Genomic DNA, 22,131 nt, shown 5'->3' on the forward strand with positions numbered 1-22,131 from the left:
TGCCTTTTGATATCCGGAGCTATTGTAACGCTGCCGGCACCCCCGCAGCGCCACCCAACCTCGTTAGAAAAGAAGCAAGAAAACCGATGGGCTGGCGGATTTGGCTTAGAATCGGCCCATGGCCGGGCTGAACCGGCCCCTGTCGGAGCTGATCATGCGCGCAATCGACACCTGTAAATGGCCCCTGACCGCCCTGCTGCTGGCGGGGCTGCTGGCCGCCTGCGGCGGCGGCGGCGATTCGAGCCCGAACGGTGCCGTCACGCCCACGCCCACGCCGGTCACGCCCGTCACGCCGCCGCCCGGTGCGCCCACGGCCAGCGGCGACACGGCCAGCGACGGCTTTGCCTGGTTCAACTACCGGCGCAACCAGGTCGGCCTGTCCACGTTGACGCGCAACAGCATCATCGACCAGGCCGCGCTGGGCCACTCGAACTACCAGCGCCTGAACAATACCGTCTCGCATGACCAGGTGGCCGGCAACCCCGGCTTCACCGGCCAGACCCTGCTGAACCGCCTGAACAACGCCGGCTATTTCTTTACGGGCGCGCGCGCCTATGGCGAAGTGATTTCCGCCGCTGGCGAACGCGATGGTTTTTATCATGCGGAAGAACTGATCGCGGCGATCTATCACCGCTTCGTCGTGTTCGAGCCCCTGTTCCGCGAGATGGGCACGGGCGCCGCCACGAATGCCAGCAACTACACGTATTTCACGACAGATTTTTCAGCCAATAACGGCTACGGCCCGGGCCTCGGGCGCGGCAACCTGGTGACCTACCCGGTCAACAACCAGACCGCCGTGCCGCCCAATTTCCTCAGCGACAGCGAGTCGCCGGACCCGGTGCCGAACCAGAACGAAGTCGGCTATCCCGTCAGCATCCATGCCGACAACACGTCGACCATCACGGTGAACAGTTTCACCGTGCGCCCGCGCGGCGGTGCGGAGCTGGCGACACGGCTGCTGAGCAAGGCCGTCGATGGCGAAACACCGAAATCGGCTGCGGCCATTATTCCACTGACCAGGCTGGCCGCGGGCACGACGTACGACGTCAGCTTCAGCGGCACCGTCGACGGCAGCACCGTCACGCGCAGCTGGTCCTTCACGACACGTTGATGACCCTTCACCACCAAGCAACCGATACCCTGCCCGTCCTCGATCCCGAACGGGGGCTGGCCCGCCTGCTGGGCGACCGCCACGTCTACGGTAATGTGCTGCGCCGCTTCGCCGGCTATGCCTCGTCGATCCGGGACGCGGTGGCACAACTGGCCAGCGGCGATCGTGACGCGGCCCATCGCACCATCCATACCCTCAGGGGAGCAGCCGGGCTGGTCTCGGCGCCGCAGCTGGCGGCACTGGCGGGCCAGGCGGAAGACGCGCTGGCCGCCGGCCAGGGTATCGACGAATTGGTGGGTCCACTGGAAGCGGCGTTGCAGGCACTGCTGGTGGAAATCGCAAGGGAGCTGGAACGCCACCCGCCGCCCGCGACGGCGGCGCAAGTGCCGGAACAGAGCGATGGTGCGGTACTGCTGCAGGAGCTGGCGCGCCTGCTCGATGAAGGAAACGGGGCCGCCGTGGACCTGGCGACGCGCTATGGCATGGTGCTGGCGGAAACGCTAGGGGCCGAACCCTGGCAGGCAGTGGCGGCGGCCATCGACGAATACGACTTCGATCGCGCCCTCGGCCTGCTGCGCCCGGCCCTGTGACGGAGCGGGGCGAGCCGCTTTATCAGCGGGTGTACTCGGCTTCCTCGTCGAACGAGTCGGCGCACTCCTTGCCGCAGAAGCGGCGCACGCTGTCGAGCGGTTTCTCGCAATACCAGCACGATCCTTTCGGGGGCAGCGACTGACGCGTACGCGTTGCCGCGGACAGCACCGGCATCGGGGGCAGCAGCGGCGGCGCGCCATCGGACGACAATTGCTCTTGATTCTGTTCCACGATTTTCCCCTTTCGGATGCACTTCAAGCCTGGTAGCAAGATTACGTCAGCGAAAAGTGCGCAGGCATGAGAATCCTCAACCTCCACCGGCCTTTCATCCGCCACGCAACAAGGCAGGGCAAGGCGGAATGCGGGGCCGATGGTGTTTGCCCGAATAAATAATAGCAGGATTAAAACAGCTGAAAGCACGCAGTTTCGTGCGTTGGCGCACCTTCATGCAGATTCACAACAGTACCAATCCTCGCCGTGGATCAGCCCATTATTTTGCCAATGAGAGTGGCTTCACCGATAGCAGCAGCCTGCCCCGGCTTGGTGCTATGCTCGCTGCCATGCGAAAAGAATTGATCAAGATTGCACTAGCAGTGAGCACGATGCTGGCGGGCCTGGCAGTGCTGGGAGCGTCCGGCGAAGGCGCGCTGGGCAATGTGGGCGTGGGCATCTTCCTGGTGGGTTCGGTCGTGCTGCTGTACGCCGTGCGCGACGCCATCTGCGCCGCACTGCGGCTGCGCGGCCGCCCCGCCGACCCCGGCCGCGTCTTCACGCACCTGTGCGCGGGGCTGATGTTCCTGCTGGGCTTGGGCATGTTCACGGAACCCAGGTTGGCCGGGCCTTGGCGGTGGGTGATGCTGTTTATGCTGCCGGCGATGTTTTATGCGTTGTCGTTCGTGATGGATTGGATGGGTGGGGCGATGTCGAAAGGTGACCGGGCGAATACCCGGGTACGGCCGCGTAAAAAACCTTAATTGTCAAGGCATCGGCAGGAGCTGCCGATAAACCTTTACTTGCCGCCATCGCGCAAGGACAAATACGCCGGGCAGAACCAGTTCAGTATCGTATGCCGGAATTGAGGGTGCAGCGGCTGCGGCGATTTTTCACTCGCCAATAGTCAGCCGCGCCTGTAATGCATGGCGACGGCGCCGTTACGGAGCGGCTTTGCCGACAGCAGCTCCAGTTTTCGCGTGCTGGGCAGCCCGCTCTGGTACAGCGTGGGGCCGTGACCGGCAATCCGGGGGTGAACGAGGAACTGGTATTCGTCGATCAGTTCCACCCGATCCAGCGCGGCCGCCAGCTTGCCGCTACCGAGCAGCACGCCAGCCGGATTCATGTCCTTCAGCTGTTGCACACCCGCGCGCAAGTCGCCCACGATATGGTGTGAATTCGTCCACGGGAAGTCCATTCGCGTGGCCGATACGACGTATTTCGGCTTGGTCTCCAACTTGAGCGCCCACTCATGGACCGCAGGCGGCGCCGCCACGTCACCACGGGCGACCGCCGGCCAGTAGCTTTCCATCATTTCGTAGGTGGTGCGGCCCCACAGCATCGCTCCACTCTCATCCATCAGGCGGGTGAAAAAGGCGTGCGTCTCGTCGTCGGCGATGCCTTCCTGATGGTCGATGCAGCCGTCCAGGGTGACGTTGAGGCTGAAGGTGAGAAGTCCCACGCAAGTCTCCATTGAGTCAGGTGCTCTGCCGGCATATCGCTGTCGACCAATAACCTCTCGGCGACGCCATCACTTCCCGATACAGAACCGGCTGAAAATCACCCCCAGCAAATCATCCGACGAAAACGCCCCGGTGATCGTGGAAAGCTGCGTCTGCGCCAGCCGCAGCTCTTCGGCGAACAGGTCGAGCGACTGGTCGGTCTGGGCGGCGTGCTGCGTGGCGTGGTCCAGGTGGCGGGCGGCGTTCTTCAAGGCGATCAGGTGGCGTTCGCGCGCCAGGTACAGCGATTCGCCCGTCTGCTGCCAGCCGGCGATGCGCAGCAGTTCCGCGCGCAGCAGGTCGATGCCCAGGTGGTCGTGGGCGGACAGGTAGATGTGGGTCGCTTCCGGCGACTGGTCCAGCGACGGCTTGTGGCCGGACAGGTCGATCTTGTTCCAGATGCGCAGCACCGGCACGCCTTCGGGGAAAGCGGCCAGGATCGATTCGTCGGCCAGGGTGGGGCCGTGGTTGGCGTCCAGCATGTGCAGGATGACGTCGGCCTTGCCCACTTCGCCCCACGTGCGTTCGATGCCGATGCGCTCGACGAGGTCCACCGCTTCGTCGTGGCCGCGGATGCCGGCCGTGTCGATGATGTTCAGCGGGATGCCCTCGATCTGGATCGTCTCGCTGACCTTGTCGCGCGTGGTGCCGGCAATCGGCGTGACGATGGCCACGTCTGCCCCCGCCAGTGCGTTCAGCAGCGAGGACTTGCCGACGTTCGGCTGGCCTACCAGCACGACATTCAGGCCCTCGCGCAGCAGGGCGCCCTGCGAGGCCTGGCGGAACACGTGGTCCAGCGCCTCGACGATGCCTTTCAGCTGGCCGCGCGCGTCGGATTTTTCCAGGAAGTCGATTTCTTCCTCGGGGAAGTCGAGCGTGGCCTCGACCAGCATGCGCAGGTGCGTGACGCGCTCGACAAGCGTGTGGATGGTCTTCGAGAACGCGCCGGACAGCGATTGCGTGGCCGATTTGGCCGCCGCTTCCGTCGAGGCGTCGATCAGGTCGGCCACGGCTTCGGCCTGGGCCAGGTCGAGCTTGTCGTTCATGTAGGCGCGGCGGGTGAATTCGCCCGGCTCGGCCAGCCGCACGCCGAATTCATGCCCCGCCTGCAGCACTCGTTGCAGCAGCATCTGCAGCACCACGGGGCCGCCGTGGCCCTGCAGCTCGATGACATCCTCGCCCGTGTACGAATGGGGGCCCTTGAAATAAATGGCGATGCCCTGGTCGATCAGGCTGCCGTCGTCCTGCGTGAAAGGGATATAGGTGGCGTGGCGCGCCTTCAGGGCCGTGCCGAACAGCGCCTGCGCCAGCCCCTGCAGGTTCTTGCCGGAGGCGCGCACCACGCCGATGCCGCCGCGGCCCGGGGCGGTGGCGATGGCGGCGATGGGGGAAGTATCGAGATTCATAGTGGGATTTTAATAAAAAAAGGGACCGACCTTCATTTTTCAGGAAATGTTTCCTGAAAAATGGGGTCTGTCCCTATTTTTTTGGCAACAGATGCTAGCGGCGCATCAGCTCAGCATCTTGACGTCCGGTGCCAGCTTCTTCGTGATGACCCACTGCTGGGCGATCGAGAACAGGTTGTTGACGACCCAGTACAGCACCAGGCCGGACGGGAAGAACAGGAACATGACGGAGAATGCCAGCGGCATGAACAGCATCATCTTGGCCTGGGCCGGATCGGCCGGCTGCGGGTTCAGCTTCATCGTCACGAACATCGAGATGGCGTACAGCACCGGCAGGATGAAGAACGGGTCCGGCTTGGTCAGGTCGTCGATCCACAGGATCCACGGCGCGCCGCGCATTTCCACCGACGCGTTCAAGACCCAGTACAGGGCGATGAAGACAGGCATCTGCACGACGATCGGCAGGCAGCCGCCCAGCGGGTTGATCTTCTCGGTCTTGTACAGCTCCATCATGGCCTGGTTCATCTTCTGCGGATCGCCTTTATGGCGCTCGCGGATGGCCGTCATCTTCGGCGTCACCACCTTCATGCGCGCCATGCTGCGATAGCTCGCGGCCGACAGGGGGAAGAAGATCAGCTTGATCAGGATGGTGAAGGCGATGATGGTCCAGCCCCAGTTGCCCAGCGCGGCGTGGATTTTCTCCATGACCCAGTACATCGGCTTGGCGACGATGGTCAGCATGCCGTAGTCCTTCACCAGCGGCAGGCCTGGCGAGACTTTTTCCAGCGCCTGCTCGTCCTGCGGACCGGAGAACAGCTTGGCGTTGTTCGACACGGTGGCGCCGGGCGCCAGGGTGCCCAGCGGCTGCACCACGCCGATGGCGTAGGTATTCGTGTCGACCTTGCGCGTGAAGATGTCGCGCGCCAGCTTGTCCTGCGGGACCAGGGCGGAGACGAAGAAGTGCTGCGAGATCGCCACCCAGCCGTTGTCGGCCTTGGTGGGGTGATCCGGAATGTGCGTCTTGCCCGGGTTTTCCTTCTGGGCGACGTCTTCCTTCTCAACCTTTTCGAACGACAGCTTCTTGTACTTGTCGGCGTCCGTGTACAGGGTCGGGCCAGTGAAGCTCGGGTTGAACCAGGACGAACCTTCCGGCTTGTTGCCGTCGTGGACCAGCTGCATGTACAGCTCCGGCTTGACCGGTGCGGCGCCCGTGTTCGTCACGTCGTGGCGCACGTCGATGGTGTAGTCGCCGCGCTTGAAGGTGAAGGTCTTGGTCAGCTTGACGCCGTTTTGCTCGGCATCCATGACGACCTGCACCTGGCCGGACGCATCCAGCGTGCGCGGGCCGGGGCGGACCGTGAAGCCCGTGTTGTGGTTCGGCAGGCCGGCGGCGCCCACCAGGCCGGTCTGGGCCAGGTAGACGCGGTTGCCGGCCTGCTGGAACAGCTGCTGGTTGCGGGTCGGGTCGATATTGTCCTTGAACTTGAGCAGTTCCAGGCGCTTGATCTGGCCGCCCAGGCTGTCGATGTCGACCTTGAACACGTCCGTCGTGACCGTCACGACTTCGCTCTTGAACGGGGCCGCGGTGCCGGGCACGGCGGCGGCGCCGGCGACGGTGGCGTTGCCGACCGGAGCGGGCAGGCCGTTAGCGGTGGCGGCAGGCTTGGCGGCCGTGGTTTGCGCCGGCGAGAACATGGACGGCTTGCCGGACGAGATCATCCACTCGTTCCACAGGGCGACCAGCGAAACAGCGAAGACGATCCACAGGATTGTGCGTTTGTTGATATCCATTGGGTACAGTCAGGAGTGGTTGCAACCGCTAGCGGTTGTTGAAGAATGCCGGGGTGGGACGGGATCGAGCCCGCCCGGATTCCACGGGTGACAGCGGCAGACGCGGCGTGCCGCGAGCCAGCTGCCTTTTGCCGCGCCGTGTGTGCGCAGCGCCTCCAGCGCGTAGTTCGAGCAGCTCGGATAGAAGCGGCACGAAGGTCCCACCAGGGGGCTGATGGCGACCTGGTAGAACCGCAGCAGGAGGGAAAGCAGGGTTTTCATGGCGCGGGCCGGGTTTTCGCGTACAGGGCGGCCTGGGCAGCGAACAGGCGCGTCAGTTCGACGCGCAGTTCCGCCTTCAGCTTCGCCGTCGTGGCCGGACCGGCCTTGGTATTGACCGATTTCGACAGCCGCACCACGCAATCGATGGCGGGCAGTCCCGTCAGGCGGAACAGCTCGCGGGTGACGCGCTTGATGGTGTTGCGGGTGACGGCGCGTGGCGCCAGGCGTTTGGCAACGACGACCCCCAGCCGCGCGTGGGGCAGCTGATTCTGGCGGGTGTACAGCACGAAATGCGCGCTTTTCTGGGTCGGGCGCAAACGAAAAACGGATGAAAATTCATCCGTTTTAACGATGCGCCGAGCGCGCGCGAAGTCGTGTGAACCTTCGCCTGAAGAGCTGTTTGAACTACTGTCCACTCAGCAAACAAGCAGTGGCTTATACAGCCAGACGCTTGCGGCCTTTTGCACGGCGTGCGTTCAGGACTTGGCGGCCGCCACGGGTAGCCATACGAGCGCGGAAACCGTGGGTACGCTTGCGGCGCACGACGGAAGGTTGGTAAGTACGTTTCATGTTGGTCTCGCTAAAGAAGCAAAAAAATGCAAAATCGGGCCTGCCGCACAGCGCTGAAACTCAGCACGCACGCCGGGTTATCCCTTCAGTTATTGGTGCCAATGACATTTCGCGCACTTATGCCCACACGTCCGGCACAAGCTGGCCAATCTCATCGCCCGCTTCATCCGCGCTGATCGTAAACTGAAAAATCACGGAGTACGGGCGGGGAACCCTGAATTATCAGCATTTGAGAGGTGCTTGTCAACAGCCAACAGGGCCGCCAGGGGCACCCGCCGCACCGATTTTCCGCAAATTTTGGAACAACCCTGTGGATAACTTGTTGGGTTCGGAGTTAGAATAGCGTGTTACGTGTGGCGCGTATGGGGTTTCCCCGGCGCCCTCCCCAAGCTTTTGCAGATAGACGATTCATGGAAAATTTCTGGCAGACCTGTTCCGCTCAACTGGAACTGGAGCTGACGCCGCAACAATTCAGCGCGTGGATAAAACCGCTTGTACCGCTCGACTACGAGAACGGCAAGCTGCGCATTGCTGCGCCCAACCGCTTCAAGCTTGACTGGGTGAAAACCCAGTTCGCCAGCCGCATCACCGCCCTGGCGTCGCAATACTGGGAGGCGCCGACCGAGGTGCAGTTCGTGCTGGACCCGCGTACCAACCCGGCCCGCAAGCCCTCGCCGCCCACCGTCAACGGCGGCATCGGCGGTGGTACCGGTAACAGCGCCAACCCGGTCAGCAACACCATCGGCAACACCGCCCTGCCCTCGGTGCCCACGCAGGACGTGCGCGACATGCCGCAGGCCTCGTCGTCGGCCGCGGCCAACGACTTCGCCAATGCACGGGGACGCGAGCAAAGCCGCATCAACACGGACCTGACCTTCGACAGCTTCGTGACCGGTAAGGCCAACCAGCTGGCGCGCGCTGCCGCCATCCAGGTGGCGAACAACCCGGGCGTGTCGTACAACCCGCTGTTCTTCTACGGCGGCGTGGGCCTGGGTAAAACCCACTTGATCCATGCCATCGGCAACCAGGTGATGGCCGACCAGCCGGGCGCGCGCATCCGCTACATCCACGCCGAGCAGTACGTGCGCGACGTGGTGACGGCCTACCAGCGCAAGGGTTTCGACGATTTCAAGCATTACTACCACTCGCTGGACATGCTGCTGATCGACGATATCCAGTTCTTCGGCGGCAAGAGCCGCACGCAGGAAGAGTTCTTCTATGCGTTCGAGGCGCTGATCGCGGCAAAGAAGCAGATCATCATCACGTCGGACACGTATCCGAAGGAGATCACGGGCATGGACGACCGCCTGATCTCGCGCTTCGACTCGGGCCTGACGGTGGCGATCGAGCCGCCGGAGCTGGAAATGCGCGTGGCCATTCTGCTGAAGAAGGCCAAGTCGGAAGGCGTGACCCTGTCCGACGACGTGGCCTTCTTCGTTGCCAAGCACCTGCGCTCGAACGTGCGTGAGCTGGAAGGCGCGCTGCGCAAGATCCTGGCCTACTCGCGCTTCCACGGCAAGGACATCTCCATCGACATCGTCAAGGAGGCCCTGAAGGACCTGCTGTCGGTGCAGAACCGCCAGATCAGCGTGGAGAACATCCAGAAGACGGTGGCGGACTTCTTCAACATCAAGGTGGCGGACATGTATTCGAAGCGCCGGCCGGCCAATATCGCCCGCCCGCGCCAGATCGCCATGTACCTGGCCAAGGAACTGACGCAAAAGAGCCTGCCGGAGATCGGTGAGCTGTTCGGCGGACGCGATCACACCACCGTGCTGCACGCGGTGCGCAAGATCGCCAACGACCGCACCAAGAACCCGGAATGCAACCACGAGCTGCATGTGCTGGAGCAAACTCTCAAGGGCTGAGTGGGGGTTTCGGCGAGCATGCTCGCCGCCCACTCAGCGGGTAATGGCTTGCAAGCCATTACCCCGGACCGAAGCACCGGTACAGATTTGATAAACTGCTGAGCCACGCCGCGCCCCGTGCGCGGCGCGGCCGATTCAACAAACACTTTACATCGAGGATATTTATGCAACTGGTCAAAACCACCCGAGACACGCTTCTCCGGCCACTGCAGATCGTGAGCGGTATTGTCGAGCGTCGGCACACCATGCCGATTCTGGCCAATATCCTCATCCGCAAGGAAGGCGAAGCCGTTTCGTTCCTGTCCACCGATACGGAAGTGCAGATCACGACGAACGCCAATATCGGCTCCGGCGCGGACGTTGCCGGCACCACCGTGGCCGCGCGCAAGCTGCTGGACATCCTGCGCGCGCTGCCCGAATCGGGCGACGTGACGATGACGTTGCTGAACAAGCGCCTGACCGTCCAGAGCGGCAAGTCGCGCTTCGCGCTGCAGACCTTGGCCGCCGAGGAATTCCCCACCGTGCAGGAAGCGGAAACCTTCAACGCCTCGTTCACCCTGCCGCAAAAGACGCTGAAGCACCTGTTCAACATGGTCCACTTCGCGATGGCCCAGCAGGACATCCGCTACTACCTGAACGGCCTGCTGCTGGTGCTGGACGGCGAGAACGTCATCGCCGTGGCCACCGATGGCCACCGCCTGGCCTTCTGCCAGGTGAAGACCGAGCAGGCATTCGAGCGCCAGGAAGTCATCATCCCGCGCAAGACCATCATCGAGCTGCAACGCCTGCTGGAAGAGAACGACGAGCCGGTCCAGCTGGACATCGCGGCCAACCAGGTCAAGCTGGGCTTCACGGACATCGAACTGATCTCCAAGCTGGTCGAGGGCAAGTTCCCCGACTACACGCGCGTGATCCCGAAGGGCTACAAGAACGACTTCACCATCAGCCGCGACGAGCTGCTGCGCTCCCTGCAGCGCGCCGCCATCATGACGAGCGATAAATTCAAGGGCGTGCGCTGCATCATCAGCCCCGGCTCGCTGAAGATCTCGTCCACCAACGCGGACCAGGAAGAAGCCGTCGAGGAACTGGAAATCGACTACGGTGGCGACAATATCGACATCGGCTTCAACGTGACCTACCTGCTGGACGTGCTGAACAACCTGAAATGCGACCAGGTCAATGTGTCGCTGGGCGACTCCAACTCGTCCGCACTGATCTCGATTCCGGACAATCCCGACTTCAAGTACGTCGTGATGCCGATGCGGATCTGATCCGCGGGCCAGTGTCTTGTCAGTCCCTGATTTTGTGAATTCTAGAGAAAGCAGTCCCATGTCCGAAAGCCAGAACGCAGCACCAATCCCGGCAAAGCAGGAAGAATACGGCGCAGCATCGATCCAGATCCTGGAAGGTCTGGAAGCGGTCCGCAAGCGCCCCGGCATGTACATCGGTGATACCTCGGACGGCACCGGCTTGCACCACCTGGTGTTCGAAGTGCTGGATAACTCGATCGACGAATCGCTGGCCGGGCATTGCACGGAAATCCACGTCACGATCCATTCCGATAACTCGATCTCGATCACCGACAACGGCCGCGGCGTACCGACCGGCCTGAAGATGGACGACAAGCACGATCCGAAGCGCTCGGCCGCCGAGATCGTGATGACGGAGCTGCATGCGGGCGGCAAGTTCGACCAGAACTCGTACAAGGTGTCGGGCGGCCTGCACGGCGTGGGTGTGTCGTGCGTGAACGCGCTGTCGAAACTGCTGAAGCTGACCATCCGCCGCAACGGCAAGGTCCACTTCATGGAATTCGTGCGCGGCGTGCCGCAGAACCGTGAAATCGAAGTGGTCGATGGCTTCACCGTCTCGCCGATCAAGGTCATCGGCGACACCGACAAGCGCGGCACCGACGTGCACTTCTGGGCCGATGAGACCATCTTCGGCAATGTGGAGTTCCACTACGAGATCCTGGCCAAGCGTATCCGCGAACTCTCGTTCCTGAACAACGGCGTGAACATCAAGCTGTCGGACCAGCGCACCGGCAAGGAAGAAGTATTCGCCTTCGAAGGCGGCACGCGCGGCTTCGTCGAGTACATCAACAAGGCGAAAAACGTGCTGCACCCGACGGTCTTCCAGGCCACCGGCGAGCGCATGTCGGACCAGAACACCAATATCAGCGTGGACGTGTCGATGCAGTGGAACGACGCCTTCAACGAGCAGGTACTGTGCTTCACGAATAACATTCCGCAGCGCGACGGCGGCACCCACCTGACGGGCCTGCGCGCGGCCATGACGCGCGTGATCAACAAGTACATCGACGAGAACGACTTTGCCAAGAAGGCCAAGGTCGAAATCGCCGGCGACGACATGCGCGAAGGCCTGACCTGCGTGCTGTCCGTGAAGGTGCCCGAGCCGAAGTTCTCGTCGCAGACGAAGGACAAGCTGGTGTCGTCCGAAGTGCGCGGCCCCGTCGAGGAAATCGTCGCGAAAACCCTGACGGACTTCCTGGCCGAGAAGCCGAACGACGCCAAGATCATCTGCGGCAAGATCGTCGAAGCGGCCCGTGCCCGCGAAGCGGCCCGCAAGGCCCGCGACCTGACGCGCCGCAAGGGCGTCATGGACGGCCTGGGCCTGTCGGCGAAGCTGGCCGACTGCCAGGAAAAAGACCCGGCCCTGTCCGAACTGTATATCGTCGAGGGTGACTCGGCAGGCGGCTCGGCCAAGCAGGGTCGCGACCGCAAGTTCCAGGCCATTCTGCCGCTGCGCGGCAAGGTGCTGAACGTGGAAAAGGCGCGCTTCGAGAAGATGCTGTCGTCCGAGCAGATCACGACCCTGATCGCCACCCTGGGCACGTCGATCGGACCGGACGAATTCAACGCCGACAAGCTGCGCTACCACCGCATCATCATCATGACCGACGCCGACGTCGACGGCGCCCACATCCGCACGCTGCTGCTGACCCTGTTCTACCGCCAGATGCCGCAACTGGTGGAACGTGGTCACATCTACATCGCCCAGCCGCCGCTGTACAAGGTCAAGGCGGGCCGCGATGAGCGCTACCTGAAGGACGACGTCGAGGAAGCCAGCTACATGATGACGGTGGCCCTGAACACGGCCGTGCTGACGCCGCGCGAAGGCGCCGACCCGATCCTGGGCGAACCGCTGGCCGAACTGGCCCGCCAGTACAACCTGGCCAACGCCGTCATGACGCGCCTGACGCGCGTGATCGACCGCGCCGCCCTGACGGCCATCATGACGGGCGTCAAACTCGACCTGTCGACCATCGACGCGGCCAAGGCCTCGGCGCAAGCCCTGGCCGACAACGTCGACGACCCGGCCGTCACGGTTTCCGTGCGTTCGGACGACCTGTCGGAAAAGCACATGCTGTGGATCGAGCGCATGCACCACGGTAACGTGAAAGTCAGCACGATCGACGCCGACTTCGTCACCAGCGCCGACTACGCCGTGTTGTCGAAAGCCGCCGAAACCTTCACCGGCCTGATCGGCGAAGGCGCCCTGATCCGCCGCGGCGAAGGCGAGCGCGTCAAGGAATCGGCCGTCGTCGACTTCCACCACGCCATGGGCTGGCTGCGCGACGAAGCCGAACGCACCGTCTCCAAGCAGCGCTACAAGGGTCTGGGCGAGATGAACCCAAGCCAGCTGTGGGAAACCACGATGGACCCCACCGTGCGCCGGCTGCTGAAGGTGCAGATCGAGGATGCGATTGCTGCGGACCAGATCTTCACGACGTTGATGGGCGATGATGTCGAGCCGCGCAGGAACTTTATTGAGTCGAATGCGCTGCGGGCTGGGAATATCGACGTTTAAGCACCAGCACCTGGGGTACTCGATTGGACGTGGGCGCTGGCGGGCCTACAGGCGTTCCGGCAACGTGGTAGCCGGCGTCAGCTTCGGCTCGCCCAGCAGCTTGTTCTTGTAGGCCATCAGTTCCTCTTCCTCGACATCGAGGCGCTTGAGCCAATGCTGGGCTGCCCAACCCGCAAAACGCGGCTCGCCATTCACGGAGCCGGTGTGCATGCCGACCTCCGGCGCGCGCAAGGGCTTGAACAGCGCGTTCGGCAGTACCAGGCGCGCTGGCTTACCGTCGGATTCGACCGGAGCGCCTTCTGGTGCCGGTCCGGCCTGTACGACCAGGCCATCGCCGTAGTCGTACAGCGCGAACCAGTCACGCGGCAACTCGGAGCGCAGTACGTCGAGGCCCCCGAGCTGCTTCACCATCGTGTAATTCACCGCCGTCAACCAAGAAACCGTCTTGATGCCCTTCTCGGCATCGGCGGCAGCCTGAATCAGGTCGCCCGCATCGAGGCCGTTGAGCATGCCGCCCAGGTAGGCTTCGAACGCCTCGTTTTCATTCGACCGGGCGGCCGACAGCACCAGTGCGTGACCGCCATAGCCATGCAGGGCGTGCAGCCGGCGGGCAAAACTGACGAACATGGACTGGAACAGCGTCGGATGGTCGTCGAGGCTCAACAAGGGAATGGCAAAGCGTAAAGCACTGGTCCCCCAGTCACCCATTTTTGCGCGCCAGCCTTGCAAGCCATACACCTGGAACTCCCAGTCGCCCGCGTCAACCGACTGCTTGCCACTGGTGTAAGCAAAGCTCACCATATGGTTGGCACTCAGCTGCTTCATCAGTTCGCGCATCGGCTTCGCCTTCGGATAGGCGATCTTGTTCGGCCCCACGGGCGGCTCCGCGCGCCACAGCCAGGTCAAGTGCGCTTTGGCGACTGCCTCATACTCATCGAAGCAGGCGCAGATAGCTTCTCGAACCGCCAATTCATGGCCGCCGTGGAAAAACAGAACGCCGGAAAGGGCTGGGACGGCACCGATGTAATCATCCGGCCCGTGAGGATAGAAAAGTCCCCCAGGTATGCGCATTTTCTCCGGGTGCTCGCGCATCAGCTTTACCGGATCGAAGGGCAGATCAGTCATGTTTGCTCCCAGATTTGCTTACCATCCCGGCACCGGCGGTGGCGGGCGCCTCGTGATGATTGCAATCGCGATGCGAGCCGCCATCGCCGCAGCGGCCGCGATGCTGATCTTTTCGACCGGCACTTCCGCCTTTTTTGTTTCTTGTAGCGCGCAGTCGCACTCTTTAGGTCCGATACGAACAGCCTTATTCTTGTCCCCGGCGATCCTTTCGTAGTCGAACATCTGATTTCCTCGGATAGCGTCACCCGGGAATTTGATCTCGACCACTTTGTTGATATTGTCCTGCGTCGGCGGCTTCATGGGATCTATCACGATCACCACGTCTGGCCGCCGCGTGTAGCCAACGCCCGGCTCGTAAGGCACTGGCCGTTCCGGGTCCTTGGGCCAGAGCGTCTTCGTCCACCCCTTCCAGAGTTTCCTGGGCATCGTCTCGACCTCCTTGTCCATTATCGGCGCGGGCGGTCGCTTTGTCATATCGTAAGTCACCTCGGCCTTGTATGGAGTGCGGTGCCTGCTCACTGCGTCGAGCGCCTTGAGCCTGTTGGACACACACGACTGCTTCAGCGACTGCCCGTTCACACCGACACTGGGCATCGCATTGCATTTGCAGATAGCCGAACAAAGCACCTTCTTGTCAGCTGGATCGAGCTCAGGGCGGTGGATCGTTACGATCGTCGTGGTGCCGTCCTGCGACATCCCGCCCGTAGCCAGAGGCGGCGCTGGCGTGGTTGGCGCCGTCATGCTGGCTCTTCTCCCTGCAAGTCGAAGGCCAGTGCCTCCGCGGCGTCGCGCTCGATCCATTCGGTAAAGCCATCGGCATCGGTACTTCCGATGATGTATTGACCGCCGGTCGAGCGGATGCGGCCCTTCATTCCGGCCACGGGTTTGCCGGTGGCGCCATCGACCAGCTGGAAGCGGCCCCGGAATCGCTCGCCTGGCAGGGATTCGTCTTCGTAGGTGGCCGCCAGTCCGGACCCGATCGGCCCGGTCATGCCAGAGCGTGCCTCTTGCGCGGCGCCAGCATCGTCCGCAGCGCCTAATGCACCGCTCTTCGCGTGACGGGTGAATGTGAATTGCTGCGCGGCGATCAAGGTGGCGCCGCAGGCGACCTTGCAGCCGTGGTAAGCCACCGCCATGCCTTCGTCGGTCAGGGTAGCGTCACCTTGAACGATTGGGAATATTCCCTTGCACCTCGGGCAGGACACTTTATCGCCAATGCGTGCCCAGCCTTTTCCATGCGTATCGCAGGTGGATGAGCAGGTAATGACCGTGCCGCCGTGACTGGTTTTGTCGCCGATAACAATGATGGGTTGCATGCCGGGCTCCAATTCATGAGCTCCCGAACGCGGGAAGACTCCAACCAGCGTAGTGGGTCAGAGCAGCGATGGAAGTCCTGCCGGGCTGATGCATGTCAGGAACGGTGTTGGCGGGCACAGGCCAATCTTGGCGAATTGATCAGCCCTCCAGTGCCTGCTGGTCCAGCACATTGCGTGCTCGGTGCCGCCGCACCGTGGCTGTCGAGCCTGAAGTCGTCGATCGCGCAGCGGTGACGCCGCAGTACGCCGCCCAGGCCACTCTGGCCGATGTGGGCGAGCGCGCGGGCGAGACCGGTCCGGCTCGCGACGTGCCGATGCCCCCGCACAGGATGCACCCGATGCCAAGGCCGCGCAGCACGCCAACGGCGTGCCCTTTTTTAGTGCGCCCCTATCACTCTTTCTAGCGATTCGCATTCAACAGGAAGAACGTATATTCGCGGTTTTCCAGCAAGGACCGCCCAATGCGAATCAGTCTGTTGAGTTTGTGCCTGGCCATGGCGTTCGCGTCGCCCCTAACCCAGGCGCAATCGGCCGCGCCAGCCACCTTCACCTTGGCCAAAACACCCGGCCGGCTGCCGAAAAACGTCGTTCCGATCCGGTACGACATCGCCCTGACGCCGAATGCCGCTGCGCGCACCCTGGCCGGCCATCAAACCGTCCTGCTCGACGTCACGGCGCCCACCGCGACCATCCAGTTCAACTCGCTGAACCAGACGCTGAGCAACGTCCGGTTCAACGGCAAACCGGTCAAGACGGTCGAGTCCAGCGACGAGAAGCAGCTCACCACCGTCACGCTGCATGCTCCCGCAGCGCGCGGCCGCCACACGCTCACGTTCGATTACACGGGCCAGATCCAGACCAAGCCGGTCGGCCTGTTCGCCCAGCAGTACAGGACGCCGGACGGAGTCGACGGCGAGCTGCTCAGCACGATGTTCCAGGCGACCGACGCGCGCCGCATGTTCCCGTGCTGGGACGAGCCCGCGTTTCGCGCCGTGTTCAAGCTGACCGTGACGGTTCCGGCCAGCTGGGCGGTGTACTCGAACATGCCGCAAGCGTCACGCACGGTCAACGGCGACCTGGCCACGACCAGTTTCGATCCGACCCCGAAGATGTCGACCTACCTGGTCGAATTCTCGGGCGGGAACCTGGGCGAGATCGGCGTGGACCACAACGGCACGCACTTGAACGTCGTGGCCGTCAAGGGCCAGGAGGAAGGCGGGCGGGTCGCGCTGGCGACGGCGCGGCAGATCCTCGACGATTTCAACGACTACTTCGGCGTCAAGTATCCGCTGCCGAAGCTGACGTCGATTGCGGTGCCGGGCGGTTTCAGCGGCGGGATGGAAAACTGGGGCGCGATCACGTACAACGACCAGGCGCTGCTCGTCACGCCGTCCAGTACGCTCAGCGCCCGCCAGAAAGTGTTTTCCATCCAGGCCCACGAGATGGCGCACCAGTGGTTCGGCAACCTCGTGACGATGGCCTGGTGGGACGATGTGTGGCTGAACGAAAGCTTCGCGTCCTGGATGGCGGCGCGCGAGACGGACCTGCGCAATCCCGCCTGGCAGTGGTGGCAACAGCAGGACGAAAGCAAGGAAAAGGCGATGGCTGCGGACGCACGCGACAACGCGCAACCGATCCTCAAGCACGTCGTCAACGAACTCGATGCCTTGAATTCCTTTGACCCGGCCATCGTGTACAAGAAGGGGCAGGCCGTGCTGCGCATGCTCGAGAACTACATGGGGCCGGACGACTTCCGCCAAGGCATTCGCAACTACATGAAGACGCATGCGTATTCGAATACGCGTGGCGCCGACTTGTGGAAGGCGCTCGATGCCGTCAGCGCAAATGGCGGCAAAGGCAGCAAGGGCAGGATCAGCGCCATCGCCACCTCGTGGACGGCGCAGCCGGGCTTCCCGCTCGTGTCGGTGGCGGCGGCGTGCGGTGCGGACGGCAAGCGCACCGTCGCGCTGACGCAGCAGCGCTTCCTGCTGCAGGGACTGGGGACGGGTAAGGGCAAGGGCAGCTGGCAGGTGCCGCTGCAGGTGCGCAGCGGCAGCGGCCCGAAGAAGGCGGTGCTCCTGACCGGGGCGAAGCAGCAGATCGACGCCGGCACGTGCCAGGACACGCTGACCGTGAATGCCGACGCCATCGGTTACTTCCGCGTCGCCTATGACCCGGCCACGCTGGCGCTCAATACCAGCAAGTTCACCACGCTGACGAACGGCGACCGGATCGCCATGCTGGACGACCAGTGGGCGTTGGCGGAAGCAGGGGCGGCCCCGCTGGACAGCTATCTGGCACTGGTGGAGGCCATGGGCGGCGTGCAGAATCCGCGCTCGTGGGACCAGATCACCGGCGTGCTGGGCACGATCGAATCGTACCAGCGCGGCGCGAACGGCCACGCTGCCTTCACGGCCTATGCCAGGGACATGGTCAGGCCCCTGGCGCAGCAGCTGGGCTGGGACACGCGTCCGGACGACACGCCTGCCGTCCAGAACCTGCGGCGCGCGGTGCTCGGGCAGCTCGGCATCTGGGGCGATCCCGCGACGGTTGCCGAGGCACGCAAGCGGTTCGCCGCGTTCGTGGCCGACCGCAAGGCGGTCGCGCCGGACGACCAGTTCATGGTGATGTCGATCATCGCGTCCGGCGCCACGCCCGCCGAGTTCGAGCAACTGCATGCGATCGCGAAGGACGCGAAGAACGAATCGGAATTGCGGCGCTACTACCAGGCGCTGACGCTGGTGCGCGACCCGGCGCTGGCGGAAAAGGTCGGCGCCATCCTGATTTCCGACGAGATTCCGAAGCAGGCCGGCACGGTGCGCCTGCCGCTGCTGGCCCGCATGGTCGACGAGCACCCGGAATTGGCGTGGGATCTCTTCAGGAAGAACGTCGGCGCGCTGCTGGAACCGTACGAGCCTTTCGGGCTGACCTTCCTTTCCCAGGAAGCCCCCGAACTGTTCTGGCGCGCCGCGCCGCCGGACCAGCTGGAAGCGTGGTTCAAGCAGAAGCTCCCGGCGGACATGGCTTCCCAACTGGCGCGTGGCATGGAGACGGCCCGCTTCAAGCACGGGCAAGTGGCCATGATGCGCAAGGCCGCCGACGCTGCCGTGTCGGCGAAGGTGGCCGCGCGCTGAACGTGGCGCATGCCACTGCCGTCAGCACCCCGCTCAATGCCCGCACCGTTGCCGATCGGCGGCGGCGCGGCGTTCTCAGCACGCAACGATGCATGACGCTGGCGCCTGATATTTCCTACAACCAGGGTTTCCTGCCAATTTTGATCTGCATCAAAGTTTTTGCTGCGCCGCATCACTAAACTTCCTCCCAGCAACACAGCAACAACGCAACACAACAACAAAAGGAAGAATCATGAAAAAAACCGTCCTGACCTTCATCGCCGTGGCGATGACCTTTGCCGCCGCACAGGCGCCGGCGCAGAATTCTCCTTGGCTCGTGCGTGCGCGGGCCGTGCATATCGATCCGGCGGACAAGTCGGCGCCCGTGGCCGGCGTCGGCGCGGCCGATCGCATCAGCGTGAGCGACAAGACCATTGCCGAAGTGGACGTGTCGTACTTCTTTACCCCCAATTTCGCGGCCGAGCTGGTGCTGACGTATCCGCAGAAGCATGACGTCTACCTGGACGGTGCCAGCATCGGCACGTTCAAGCATCTGCCGCCGGCGCTGCTGGCGCAGTATCACTTCATGCCGGGTGCCACCGTCAGCCCTTACGTGGGTGCGGGCGTGAACTGGACGACGTTCTCGAAGAACCGGATGTTGAACGGCCAGGCCAGCCTGGAACATGACAGCTGGGGCCTGGCGCTGCAGGCCGGTGTCGATTACCGCTTGAGCGAGCAGTGGTCGCTGAACGTGGATGTCAAAAAAGTGCAGATTCGCAGCGATGTATTGATTGGCGGTGTCAAGGCCAGCCATGTGAAGGTCGATCCCGTGCTGTTCGGCGTCGGCGTGGGCTACCGCTTCTAAGCGCCAGGCTTCCAGCTTCACACTGAAAAGAGTTTCACCCTAGCTTTGCTCCAAGCCTTTTGCCTGCCCCCGGTTCACGCCGGTGGCAGGTTTTTTTTATTGGGCGGACAGCTCGGCCCGCAGTTCCCGCGCCAGGGTCTGGCGCCCCGCCGGCAGCAGGTAGCCGCCCACTTCGACGGCCACGCCGCGCGCTTCGAGGCGCACAGGGTCGCGCCGGCGGCGCGGGGCCGTGACGCGGACCCAGCCCGTGTCGAGCGAGGCCTGGCGGATGCGGCCGGCGCGTACCTGCTCGACCAGCAGGCGGCCTTCTTCCAGCACGATGCGGTCGTAGTCTGTGGCGTGGCGGCTGTAGACGATGAAGGCGGCCGTCACGGCGGTCATTTCGATGAAGGAAAACACCAATACGTAGGGCGCGCCCTGCACGGTGAAGAACACGCCGATCGCCAGCGACAGCGCCAGCAGCAGCGCCCAGGCCGCGACCGTCTGGCGCGGCGTCAGCGAGCAATTGCGCTTGAGCAGCCATTCCCGTCGCCCCATTGTGGTTTGCCAATCGCGTTTCACGTTGTGCCCCCGGCTTTGCTGTCATTGTACGGCGCCCGGCGCGGGGAGCAAGCGGCAAGTCATTGACAGGCTGGCCACGCCCGTCATGCCGTACCTTGTTGGAGACATACGTTTACGTTGTTTCCGTGAGACAACCTCCTGATAAATCCTCCCGGCATGCACGCCGCAAGGCGCTTTTGATCAACAATGGCGATACCAGATCGGACCATCCAGAGTTCGATGCCCTGCCCCGGGCCCCTATTCATCATCACTTCCAGTGGGGAAGACATGTCTCTCGCCAACCTTCGCATCGGCGCCCGCCTCGGCCTCGGTTTTGCCACCGTTCTCCTGCTGCTGCTGGCCATCCTGACCATGGGCCTGACGTCGATGGCCCGCATCGGCAACCATACGGACGATATCGTCAACAGCAAGAACGTCAAGCTGGCCACGGCGAATATCATGGTCGACAACGTGCGCAATATCACCCTGGCGCTGACGACAATGATGGTCACGCCCAGCACGGCGGGCATGAACGCCGAGCTGGACAAGATTACCGAGGCGCGCAAGCGCTATGGCGCCGCCCGCGAGGAGCTGGGCAAGCGCCTGTCCAGCGACAAGGAGCGCGCGCTGATGGCCAAGGTGGACGAGCTGCTGAAGGATGGCGCCGTCAAGAACGACAAGCTGATCGCCCTGCGCAAGGACGGCGAAGTGCAGGACGCGACAGACTACCTGCTGACCCAGGCGGCACCCAGCCTGGCCGGCGTGCTGCATGCGCTGGACGAGCTGATCGCCTACCAGGCGGGCCAGGTCAACGCGGCCGGCGAAGACGCCACCAAGCTCTACAGCAGCACCCAGGCCTGGCTGATCGCGCTGGGCGTCGTCGCCGTGCTGGGCGGCTGCGTGGTGGCGCTGCTGGTCACCCGCTCCATCACGCGCCCGATCGACGAAGCGCTGCACCTGGCCGAAACCGTTGCCGGGGGAGACCTGTCCACCGCCATCGTATCGGACCGCAAGGACGAAACGGGCCGGCTGCTGCAGGCGCTGAAAGGCATGAATGACGCACTGCTGAACGTCGTCACGCAGGTGCGCGGCGGCACGGACGCCATCAGCACGGCCTCGCGCGAAATCGCGGCCGGCAATATGGACCTGTCGGCGCGCACGGAAGAACAGGCCAGCTCGCTGGAACAAACGGCGTCGTCGATGGAAGAGCTGACGTCGACCGTGCGCCAGAACGCCGACAGCGCCTTGGAAGCAAACCAGCTGGCGCAAAGCGCTTCCGAGGTGGCACGCAAGGGCGGCGCCATCGTGGCCCAGGTGGTCGACACGATGGGCACCATCAACGATTCCTCGCGCAAGATCGCGGACATCATCGGCGTCATCGACGGCATTGCCTTCCAGACCAACATCCTGGCGCTGAACGCGGCGGTGGAAGCAGCCCGTGCCGGCGAACAGGGCCGCGGCTTTGCCGTGGTGGCGACGGAAGTGCGGGGCCTGGCCCAGCGCTCGGCCGCCGCCGCGCGCGAAATCAAGGAACTGATCAGCGCGTCGGTGGCCAGCGTGGACCAGGGCTCGCGCCTGGTCGACGATGCCGGCCACACGATGGGCGACATCGTGCAGAGCATCCAGTCCGTCACCGACATCATGGGCAAGATCGCCTCGGCCAGCCAGGAACAGACCCTGGGCATCCAGCAGATCAACACGGCCGTGACACAGATGGATACCGTCACGCAGCAGAACGCGGCGCTGGTGGAAGAAGCGGCGGCCGCTTCGCAGAGCATGCAGGAACAGGCGGCGCACCTGGCGCAGGTGGTGGCGTTCTTCCGCACGGGCGAGACTGTGCGCGCGAGCGGGGGCGTGCGCACGAGCGAACCGGTGCGGGCGGCGAAGCCAGTGCACACGCCAGTCAAGGCTCCCGCCGCCAAGCCGGCAGCGCTGGCAAAGCCGAAGGCGGCAGCATCGGCGAAGAAAGCGCCCGTCAAAGCCCCCGCCAGCGAAGCGGGCGAGTGGGAAGAGTTCTAAGCGGTTCTAAGCGGT

At 63.5% G+C, this 22,131-nt stretch carries 21 protein-coding genes; 10 read left to right on the top strand and 11 right to left on the bottom strand.

All coding sequences use genetic code 11. The features are described 5' to 3' along the window. The first annotated feature begins 118 nt into the window (after window positions 1-118). Together GM672_RS09870 and GM672_RS09875 are read left to right on the top strand one after the other, a co-directional pair. Window positions 119-1,111 carry a CAP domain-containing protein gene (locus GM672_RS09870; RefSeq protein ID WP_308807435.1) on the top strand — a complete coding sequence of 331 codons (993 nt, stop codon included), beginning with the start codon at window positions 119-121 and terminating at the stop codon, window positions 1,109-1,111. After that, entirely contained in the window at window positions 1,111-1,701 is a 591-nt protein-coding gene (locus tag GM672_RS09875; RefSeq protein ID WP_155470359.1) for an Hpt domain-containing protein, read from the top strand. The genes GM672_RS09870 and GM672_RS09875 overlap by 1 nt, the downstream gene beginning before the upstream one ends. Window positions 1,702-1,723: 22 nt before the next feature. Here the strand turns inward: GM672_RS09875 and GM672_RS09880 are convergent, their stop codons facing one another. Then, entirely contained in the window at window positions 1,724-1,933 is a 210-nt protein-coding gene (locus GM672_RS09880; RefSeq protein ID WP_155470360.1) for a hypothetical protein, read from the bottom strand. A 215-nt stretch (window positions 1,934-2,148) separates the two neighbouring features. Here GM672_RS09880 and GM672_RS09885 point away from each other — a divergent pair, with 215 nt between their 5' ends. Then, entirely contained in the window at window positions 2,149-2,676 is a 528-nt protein-coding gene (locus GM672_RS09885; RefSeq protein ID WP_155470361.1) for a hypothetical protein, read from the top strand. A gap of 143 nt (window positions 2,677-2,819) precedes the next feature. Here GM672_RS09885 and GM672_RS09890 read toward each other — a convergent pair whose 3' ends face one another. The 6 genes from GM672_RS09890 to rpmH form a co-directional block, all read right to left on the bottom strand. Next, on the bottom strand, window positions 2,820-3,374 hold the full coding sequence (locus GM672_RS09890) for a dihydrofolate reductase family protein (RefSeq protein WP_170300002.1): 555 nt from the start codon (window positions 3,372-3,374) through the stop codon (window positions 2,820-2,822). A gap of 69 nt (window positions 3,375-3,443) precedes the next feature. Then, window positions 3,444-4,820, bottom strand: coding sequence for a tRNA uridine-5-carboxymethylaminomethyl(34) synthesis GTPase MnmE (gene mnmE / locus GM672_RS09895; protein WP_155470363.1), 1,377 nt, complete (start codon window positions 4,818-4,820; stop codon window positions 3,444-3,446). A 105-nt stretch (window positions 4,821-4,925) separates the two neighbouring features. Then, window positions 4,926-6,611: a membrane protein insertase YidC gene (yidC, locus tag GM672_RS09900; RefSeq protein WP_155470364.1), complete on the bottom strand. Its 1,686-nt coding sequence runs from the start codon at window positions 6,609-6,611 to the stop codon at window positions 4,926-4,928. Window positions 6,612-6,620: 9 nt separating this feature from the next. After that, window positions 6,621-6,872: a membrane protein insertion efficiency factor YidD gene (yidD, locus tag GM672_RS09905; protein WP_155470365.1), complete on the bottom strand. Its 252-nt coding sequence runs from the start codon at window positions 6,870-6,872 to the stop codon at window positions 6,621-6,623. Next, complete coding sequence (gene rnpA / locus GM672_RS09910; RefSeq protein WP_170300003.1) at window positions 6,869-7,288, bottom strand: ribonuclease P protein component; 420 nt, start codon at window positions 7,286-7,288, stop codon at window positions 6,869-6,871. Before rnpA ends, yidD begins: the two co-directional genes overlap by 4 nt. 19 nt (window positions 7,289-7,307) lie before the next feature. Next, a complete protein-coding gene (gene rpmH, locus GM672_RS09915; RefSeq protein ID WP_040378179.1) occupies window positions 7,308-7,442 on the bottom strand; it encodes a 50S ribosomal protein L34 in 135 nt (44 codons plus the stop codon). 410 nt (window positions 7,443-7,852) lie between these two features. Here rpmH and dnaA point away from each other — a divergent pair, with 410 nt between their 5' ends. The 3 genes from dnaA to gyrB all read left to right on the top strand — a co-directional run bounded on the left by dnaA (window position 7,853) and on the right by gyrB (window position 13,138). Next, window positions 7,853-9,310 (top strand): chromosomal replication initiator protein DnaA, encoded by a 1,458-nt coding sequence (dnaA, locus tag GM672_RS09920; protein ID WP_155470366.1) that lies wholly within the window; start codon window positions 7,853-7,855, stop codon window positions 9,308-9,310. A 164-nt stretch (window positions 9,311-9,474) separates the two neighbouring features. Further along, window positions 9,475-10,581 carry a DNA polymerase III subunit beta gene (gene dnaN, locus GM672_RS09925; RefSeq protein ID WP_155470367.1) on the top strand — a complete coding sequence of 369 codons (1,107 nt, stop codon included), beginning with the start codon at window positions 9,475-9,477 and terminating at the stop codon, window positions 10,579-10,581. A 58-nt stretch (window positions 10,582-10,639) separates the two neighbouring features. After that, window positions 10,640-13,138: a DNA topoisomerase (ATP-hydrolyzing) subunit B gene (gene gyrB, locus GM672_RS09930; protein ID WP_155470368.1), complete on the top strand. Its 2,499-nt coding sequence runs from the start codon at window positions 10,640-10,642 to the stop codon at window positions 13,136-13,138. 45 nt (window positions 13,139-13,183) lie between these two features. Here gyrB and GM672_RS09935 read toward each other — a convergent pair whose 3' ends face one another. The 3 genes from GM672_RS09935 to GM672_RS09945 are packed head-to-tail and all read right to left on the bottom strand — an operon-like array spanning window position 13,184 to window position 15,579. Continuing rightward, window positions 13,184-14,263: a type VI immunity family protein gene (locus GM672_RS09935; RefSeq protein ID WP_155470369.1), complete on the bottom strand. Its 1,080-nt coding sequence runs from the start codon at window positions 14,261-14,263 to the stop codon at window positions 13,184-13,186. Window positions 14,264-14,281: 18 nt separating this feature from the next. After that, complete coding sequence (locus tag GM672_RS09940) at window positions 14,282-15,004, bottom strand: VRR-NUC domain-containing protein (RefSeq protein ID WP_155470370.1); 723 nt, start codon at window positions 15,002-15,004, stop codon at window positions 14,282-14,284. Then, window positions 15,001-15,579: a PAAR domain-containing protein gene (locus GM672_RS09945; RefSeq protein ID WP_155470371.1), complete on the bottom strand. Its 579-nt coding sequence runs from the start codon at window positions 15,577-15,579 to the stop codon at window positions 15,001-15,003. Before GM672_RS09945 ends, GM672_RS09940 begins: the two co-directional genes overlap by 4 nt. Window positions 15,580-16,040: 461 nt before the next feature. Here GM672_RS09945 and GM672_RS09950 point away from each other — a divergent pair, with 461 nt between their 5' ends. The 3 genes from GM672_RS09950 to GM672_RS09960 are packed head-to-tail and all read left to right on the top strand — an operon-like array spanning window position 16,041 to window position 19,557. Then, window positions 16,041-18,713, top strand: a complete 2,673-nt coding sequence (locus GM672_RS09950) for a M1 family metallopeptidase (protein WP_155470372.1) — start codon at window positions 16,041-16,043, stop codon at window positions 18,711-18,713. Between the two features lie 2 nt (window positions 18,714-18,715). Then, window positions 18,716-18,892: a hypothetical protein gene (locus GM672_RS09955; protein WP_155470373.1), complete on the top strand. Its 177-nt coding sequence runs from the start codon at window positions 18,716-18,718 to the stop codon at window positions 18,890-18,892. Between the two features lie 53 nt (window positions 18,893-18,945). Further along, window positions 18,946-19,557 (top strand): OmpW/AlkL family protein, encoded by a 612-nt coding sequence (locus GM672_RS09960; RefSeq protein ID WP_155470374.1) that lies wholly within the window; start codon window positions 18,946-18,948, stop codon window positions 19,555-19,557. A 96-nt stretch (window positions 19,558-19,653) separates the two neighbouring features. On the opposite strand, the gene GM672_RS09965 is transcribed toward GM672_RS09960, so the two are convergent. After that, window positions 19,654-20,094 (bottom strand): DUF2244 domain-containing protein, encoded by a 441-nt coding sequence (locus tag GM672_RS09965; protein WP_155470375.1) that lies wholly within the window; start codon window positions 20,092-20,094, stop codon window positions 19,654-19,656. Window positions 20,095-20,385: 291 nt separating this feature from the next. Here GM672_RS09965 and GM672_RS09970 point away from each other — a divergent pair, with 291 nt between their 5' ends. Further along, the gene (locus GM672_RS09970; RefSeq protein WP_155470376.1) at window positions 20,386-22,116 is read left to right on the top strand and encodes a methyl-accepting chemotaxis protein; all 1,731 of its coding nucleotides are present in this window, start codon (window positions 20,386-20,388) and stop codon (window positions 22,114-22,116) included. The last annotated feature ends 15 nt before the right edge of the window (window positions 22,117-22,131 follow it).

This window comes from Pseudoduganella buxea, assembly GCF_009720835.1.
In the GTDB taxonomy this organism is placed as follows: domain Bacteria; phylum Pseudomonadota; class Gammaproteobacteria; order Burkholderiales; family Burkholderiaceae_D; genus Rugamonas; species Rugamonas buxea.

What these genes read in the sequence shown, in the direction of transcription:
- GM672_RS09870 (WP_308807435.1), top strand. Translation starts at nt 119, where the DNA reads ATGGCCGGGCTGAACCGGCCCCTGTCGGAGCTGATCATGCGCGCAATC.
- GM672_RS09875 (WP_155470359.1), top strand. Translation starts at nt 1,111, where the DNA reads ATGACCCTTCACCACCAAGCAACCGATACCCTGCCCGTCCTCGATCCC.
- GM672_RS09885 (WP_155470361.1), top strand. Translation starts at nt 2,149, where the DNA reads ATGCAGATTCACAACAGTACCAATCCTCGCCGTGGATCAGCCCATTAT.
- mnmE (WP_155470363.1), bottom strand. Translation starts at nt 4,820, where the DNA reads ATGAATCTCGATACTTCCCCCATCGCCGCCATCGCCACCGCCCCGGGC.
- yidC (WP_155470364.1), bottom strand. Translation starts at nt 6,611, where the DNA reads ATGGATATCAACAAACGCACAATCCTGTGGATCGTCTTCGCTGTTTCG.
- yidD (WP_155470365.1), bottom strand. Translation starts at nt 6,872, where the DNA reads ATGAAAACCCTGCTTTCCCTCCTGCTGCGGTTCTACCAGGTCGCCATC.
- rpmH (WP_040378179.1), bottom strand. Translation starts at nt 7,442, where the DNA reads ATGAAACGTACTTACCAACCTTCCGTCGTGCGCCGCAAGCGTACCCAC.
- dnaA (WP_155470366.1), top strand. Translation starts at nt 7,853, where the DNA reads ATGGAAAATTTCTGGCAGACCTGTTCCGCTCAACTGGAACTGGAGCTG.
- dnaN (WP_155470367.1), top strand. Translation starts at nt 9,475, where the DNA reads ATGCAACTGGTCAAAACCACCCGAGACACGCTTCTCCGGCCACTGCAG.
- gyrB (WP_155470368.1), top strand. Translation starts at nt 10,640, where the DNA reads ATGTCCGAAAGCCAGAACGCAGCACCAATCCCGGCAAAGCAGGAAGAA.
- GM672_RS09935 (WP_155470369.1), bottom strand. Translation starts at nt 14,263, where the DNA reads ATGACTGATCTGCCCTTCGATCCGGTAAAGCTGATGCGCGAGCACCCG.
- GM672_RS09940 (WP_155470370.1), bottom strand. Translation starts at nt 15,004, where the DNA reads ATGACGGCGCCAACCACGCCAGCGCCGCCTCTGGCTACGGGCGGGATG.
- GM672_RS09945 (WP_155470371.1), bottom strand. Translation starts at nt 15,579, where the DNA reads ATGCAACCCATCATTGTTATCGGCGACAAAACCAGTCACGGCGGCACG.
- GM672_RS09950 (WP_155470372.1), top strand. Translation starts at nt 16,041, where the DNA reads ATGCGAATCAGTCTGTTGAGTTTGTGCCTGGCCATGGCGTTCGCGTCG.
- GM672_RS09960 (WP_155470374.1), top strand. Translation starts at nt 18,946, where the DNA reads ATGAAAAAAACCGTCCTGACCTTCATCGCCGTGGCGATGACCTTTGCC.
- GM672_RS09965 (WP_155470375.1), bottom strand. Translation starts at nt 20,094, where the DNA reads ATGGGGCGACGGGAATGGCTGCTCAAGCGCAATTGCTCGCTGACGCCG.
- GM672_RS09970 (WP_155470376.1), top strand. Translation starts at nt 20,386, where the DNA reads ATGTCTCTCGCCAACCTTCGCATCGGCGCCCGCCTCGGCCTCGGTTTT.